Origin of the sequence: Sphingopyxis flava, from assembly GCF_900168005.1 — a bacterium.
GTDB classification, from domain to species: Bacteria; Pseudomonadota; Alphaproteobacteria; order Sphingomonadales; family Sphingomonadaceae; genus Sphingopyxis; species Sphingopyxis flava.
This window is the reverse complement of sequence record NZ_FUYP01000073.1, coordinates 1-4,440: the sequence shown is the minus strand read 5'-3', so window position 1 is coordinate 4,440 and position 4,440 is coordinate 1. Positions and strand designations below refer to the sequence as shown.

Here is a 4,440-nt window from a genome sequence, read left to right as displayed (position 1 = left end):
CCATGGGCATGCTCAACCACCATTTCGCAGCAGCCGCCTGATCGGCGCAGAGCGACAGCCTACCTCTGACTGCCGCCAATCTTTGCAACAGAGCCCGAAATTGTTCTGACTGAGCGCGGAAACAAGGCGATAGACGAGTTGAAGTCTCATTGGCGCTCCGCGCTTGCGGAATTGACGGCGGCGCTCAAACAAAGCGAGATACATGCCTTATTGCGCCTGCCGCAATTGTGCAATCAGGACGCGCTTCAACTTGACCTCGATAGCAAACCGTTGTCCCTCACAGAACCACGGCCGTGAAACGGGAATCGGGGGCGCTTCATGGAGCTACGTCACCTTCGCTACTTTGTTGCCCTCGCTGAAGAACTGCATTTCACTCGTGCCGCCGAACGTCTGCATATCGAGCAGCCCCCCTTATCCCGGGCCATCAAGGAGTTGGAAGATGAGCTAGGGGTCTTGCTCTTTGATCGGGACCGCAGGGGAACCCGGTTGACCGCAGCAGGCACCGCGTTCCTGCAAGACACTCGCCGATTGTTCACCGTCCTGGAGCAAGCAAGAGAGAATGCCAAGGCCGTTGCGGCGGGCTCGCGAGGCAGCCTGCGCATCGCAGTATCCGATGGCGCGATCGATCCCTGGCTATCGGATTTTCTCGCCAGTTGCCGCGCTGAAGAGCCAGACATCGAGATCCGCTTGTCCGAGGTACCTTTGTCCGAGCAACTGCGTGGCCTGCGAGCCGGCGACTTCACCCTCGGGTTCGCGCACACGGCCGAAGTCGGCGAGGGCATTGTTGCTGAGCCGATCTGGCAAGACCCGCTGGTGATCGCAGTACCTGTCAGGCATGAGCTGCTTGCCCACAAGGCAGTCCCGCTCCATGAACTCGGCGGCCATCCCCTTGTACTCTGCGATCCACAGGTGTGCGAAGGTTACTGCCGTGAACTGGCTCGGCTTCTACTGCTTCTGGAGCGCGAACCGAATGTGGTCGAGCACGTATCTTCGCTGGAGATGATGCTTACCTTGGTCAGCGCGGGCTTTGGCGTCGGCTTCACGACGGCGACCAGGGTTGCTGTCAGTCCACGACCAGATGTGCTGACCCGCCCCCTGGCGGTGGATTCGGCAGTAATCACGACCTATCTGCTCCGACTCGGCGGCGGCGATGACGTGCCGGCGTCGTTGGAGCGCTTCATCGTTCGTCTGCGTGATCTCGTCCGCCTACGTGAGAATCTAGGTGGCTGACAGAGCCAACCACGGACGTTCAGCTTCAAGAATCGGTCCGGGCGCCGATGCCAAGGTAGTGCTCCGTTGCAGCCATCAGGTCAGCGGCGCTTATTCTGAGCGCCATGGCAATTTTCAATATGACAGGAAGCGTGGGCACGTGCTCCCCGCGCTCGATCTTGCCCATGTGCGAGCGCGAGATGCCTGCCCGGGATGCAAATTCGTCTTGAGCAATACCTTGAGCGACGCGCGCAACGCGCACGGCCTGTCCGAAGGCCAACGCTGGTTCGGATTCATACGTCGATGTGCCAGCGGGGCGGCCTGGCTGAATAGTGGGCTTCTGCATTTGCAGAAGCGTCGGACAAACCTCTGAAATTAACCACGTTAAATTTATAGACGTTAAAGTTCACTCTTGCTTATCATATGGGCTCCTCCTTGACCTGATTAGCCGCCTCTGCGGTGCCCTTATGCACAACGCTACCGGCCAGTCCCCCCGTCTCAGGCTCGCCATAGCGCCAGGCGCGCCGTCGCCACAGTTGTCGGCACTGCTGGCGCTGCAACGCGCGGAAGAGCCCGATGTCGCTCTCGCCTTCTTTGAGGTTTCAGGTCGCGATCTGCATGCGGGACTACATGACGGCCGTTACGACGCGGGGGTTTCAATTCAGGTATCGAGCGACGCGGCGCTTAAAGCGCAGCCGTTGTGGGCCGAGTGCATGGCCGTCGCCATGCCGCTACGATTTCCATTGCTTGATCAGGCGACACTCACGATCGCCGATCTGCTGGACTTCGCCCTGTATCGCTGGCAGGCGGAAATCTGTTCCAAGTTGGATGAGCGGCTTTCCACGCCCCTGCCGACAGGTCGACAGAACATCCGGTACGTCACTTCGTTTGGCCTGTTGGCCACGTGGGTCGCGGCCGGCTACGGCGTCGGGGTGTCCGCGCAATCGCGCATCGAGCACGCTCACAGATGGGGGATCACGATGCGGCCGCTCATCGATGGCCCCTACGAGATCGTGACACACCTGCAGCGGCCCCAGGAGCCAACCAGTTCCGTTGTGGAGCGATTCGAGCGAAGAGCGTTGCAGGTCGCAAGGGCGAGTGCTGCATAGTGGACGCGCTCTTGAGGACTGGATTGGTCAGGAATACGCGCCGGCTACGCTGCTCACGCTACCGCGATGCGTTTTCGAGTGAACGTGCCACGCGGTTGACTGCGCCGTGGGTTAGATGCGACTCGACCATCGCACGGCTGAATTCTCCAAGTGGGCGGCAGCCTCGAAACAGCGTAGCACCCGCTAGGAAGGCTGACGCGTACCGGAAGATGTCGAATTCAGTTCTCCATTATTGGCCGGAAAGATCGATATTCCTTCACGTTGATTTTGAATATCATCTGCCTTAATTTCATTGTTTCCGACCGGATACGCCAATGACCGAATTAATAGCTGTCGTCACAATCACCTTGCTGGCCGTCATCAGCCCTGGGCCGGACTTTGCAACGGTTACGCGCAATAGCTTGATGCTGTCGCGCCGCGCGGGCGTGCTGACCGCATTGGGCATAGGCTTAGGCATACTGGTACATATCACCTATACGTTGATCGGCGTGGGCCTGCTAATCCAGCAATCGCTTTGGTTGTTTAACACCATCAACTGGTCGGTGCTGCCTATCTAATTTATCTCGGCATAAAAATGCTGTGCACGAAAGCTGGCGGCGCACTGACCGAAAAGCGTATGGCACCGCTCTCGGATGGCGCTGCGCTGCGTACCGGTTTCCTGACCAATACGCTGAACCCCAAAGCCACGGTATTCATCGTCAGCCTGTTTATGCAGGTGGTGCGGCCCGACACTCCGCTGGCAGTGCAGATTGGCTATGGCGCTTTCATCGCTGCGGCGCACATGGGCTGGTTTAGCCTGGTGGCCTTATGCTTCTCTGCCGGTGCCGTGCGCGATCGTCTGCTGGCTTTCCGCCATTGGATCGACCGTGCCTTCGGCGGGCGGCTGGTCGGCTTCGGAGTACTGATAGCGGTGGCCCGGCGCTGATTGCGTCGGGCATTGCCCTCGCTGCGCGTGCCTTCCTTTTAGCGTGAGCCATGTCGCAGTAAGAGTTGGAGTACAGCGATTGATGCCCGCTTTACGGCCAGTGTTATGCCGAATTGCGGGGTCGACAACCTAACGATTGGCATCTATTGCGATTCTCGAATAGGTAGCAAGTTCAAGAATGTTTTCAGAATCGGCGCAATGTGATCGTGACGGTAGATACAACTGACCGGTACAGTGGCCTTGGAGCCCACGAGTTCAGTGAAGCCGAAGTCAGGCCACGAAATCATGGCTACTGTCTCGGGAACAATTGTCACGCCGACGCCGGCCAACGCCAGAGCCATGGCTGCATTGACGTCTTCAACTATGGCGACAACCTTTGGCTCCACTCGCGCGTTTTTGAATACGCCGATGACTTCGTCTGCGAAACTGGGGCGTCCTTCTCGCGGGAACAGGATCAAGGGCTCGTTACGAAGCGCGCTGCAATGAACTTGCTCACCAAACGAGCGAGCGCGCGACTTTTGCGCACCCAGAAATAGCCTCTCATTGGTTACGTTTCGGACAACTACACCCTCCTGATAGGGGTAGAAACGCCCGAACCCGATATCGATGGTGCCAGCGTCCAGCGCTTCAATCTGGCGGTTCTTGCTCATCTGCGTCAAGGACACAGTTGCCGAGGGAGCAACCGACAAGAGTTGCCGCAGCAGCAGCGGTAGCGTATGCAAAACGACGGTTCCGAAATAGGCGACGCGCAATTCCCCGATTTCACCGCGCGATGCTGCACGTGATCTCACCCTTGAGATCTCGGTAACGTGCAGTAGGCGCCTGGCATCCTCTAAAAATGTTGTACCCGCTGCCGTCAATTCGACGCCGCGGTGCGTGCGTTCAAACAGCACCACGCCGAGATCCTGTTCCAGGGCCTGTATTTGGCGGGTAATGGGCGGCTGGGAAATATGCAGGCGTCTTGCCGCAGCACCGATATTTCCCTCTTCTGCGACCGCGATGAAATAGCGAAGCTGCCGAAATTCCATTTAAGACCTCTGGTTTTCCCTAGGGGTGAACACCGCTAAGCCATACCGATCCCGTATTGCAAAGGCTAAAAAAAGTATTGGACCGCATGACACGCGAATCTTAGCATTCATGTTTGAAGCACCAACTCATCGGTGTTTCAACCATGAGATCTTGAAAGGAGACGAGTCA

General features: G+C 58.0%; 4 protein-coding genes and 1 pseudogene. 3 read left to right on the top strand and 2 right to left on the bottom strand.

The genetic code is table 11. The features are described 5' to 3' along the window. Positions 1-318: 318 nt before the first annotated feature. Positions 319-1,230, top strand: coding sequence for a LysR family transcriptional regulator (locus tag B5X69_RS20265; protein ID WP_011489349.1), 912 nt, complete (start codon positions 319-321; stop codon positions 1,228-1,230). 25 nt (positions 1,231-1,255) lie between these two features. Here the strand turns inward: B5X69_RS20265 and B5X69_RS20260 are convergent, their stop codons facing one another. After that, positions 1,256-1,555, bottom strand: coding sequence for a helix-turn-helix domain-containing protein (locus B5X69_RS20260; protein ID WP_011489350.1), 300 nt, complete (start codon positions 1,553-1,555; stop codon positions 1,256-1,258). A 121-nt stretch (positions 1,556-1,676) separates the two neighbouring features. Here B5X69_RS20260 and B5X69_RS20255 point away from each other — a divergent pair, with 121 nt between their 5' ends. Then, positions 1,677-2,318, top strand: a complete 642-nt coding sequence (locus B5X69_RS20255; RefSeq protein ID WP_011489351.1) for a substrate-binding domain-containing protein — start codon at positions 1,677-1,679, stop codon at positions 2,316-2,318. A gap of 314 nt (positions 2,319-2,632) precedes the next feature. Then, a pseudogene (locus B5X69_RS22540) lies at positions 2,633-3,243 on the top strand (LysE family translocator). 143 nt (positions 3,244-3,386) lie between these two features. On the opposite strand, the gene B5X69_RS20245 reads toward B5X69_RS22540, so the two are convergent. Then, positions 3,387-4,271, bottom strand: a complete 885-nt coding sequence (locus B5X69_RS20245; protein ID WP_012248462.1) for a LysR substrate-binding domain-containing protein — start codon at positions 4,269-4,271, stop codon at positions 3,387-3,389. Between the last annotated feature and the right edge of the window lie 169 nt (positions 4,272-4,440).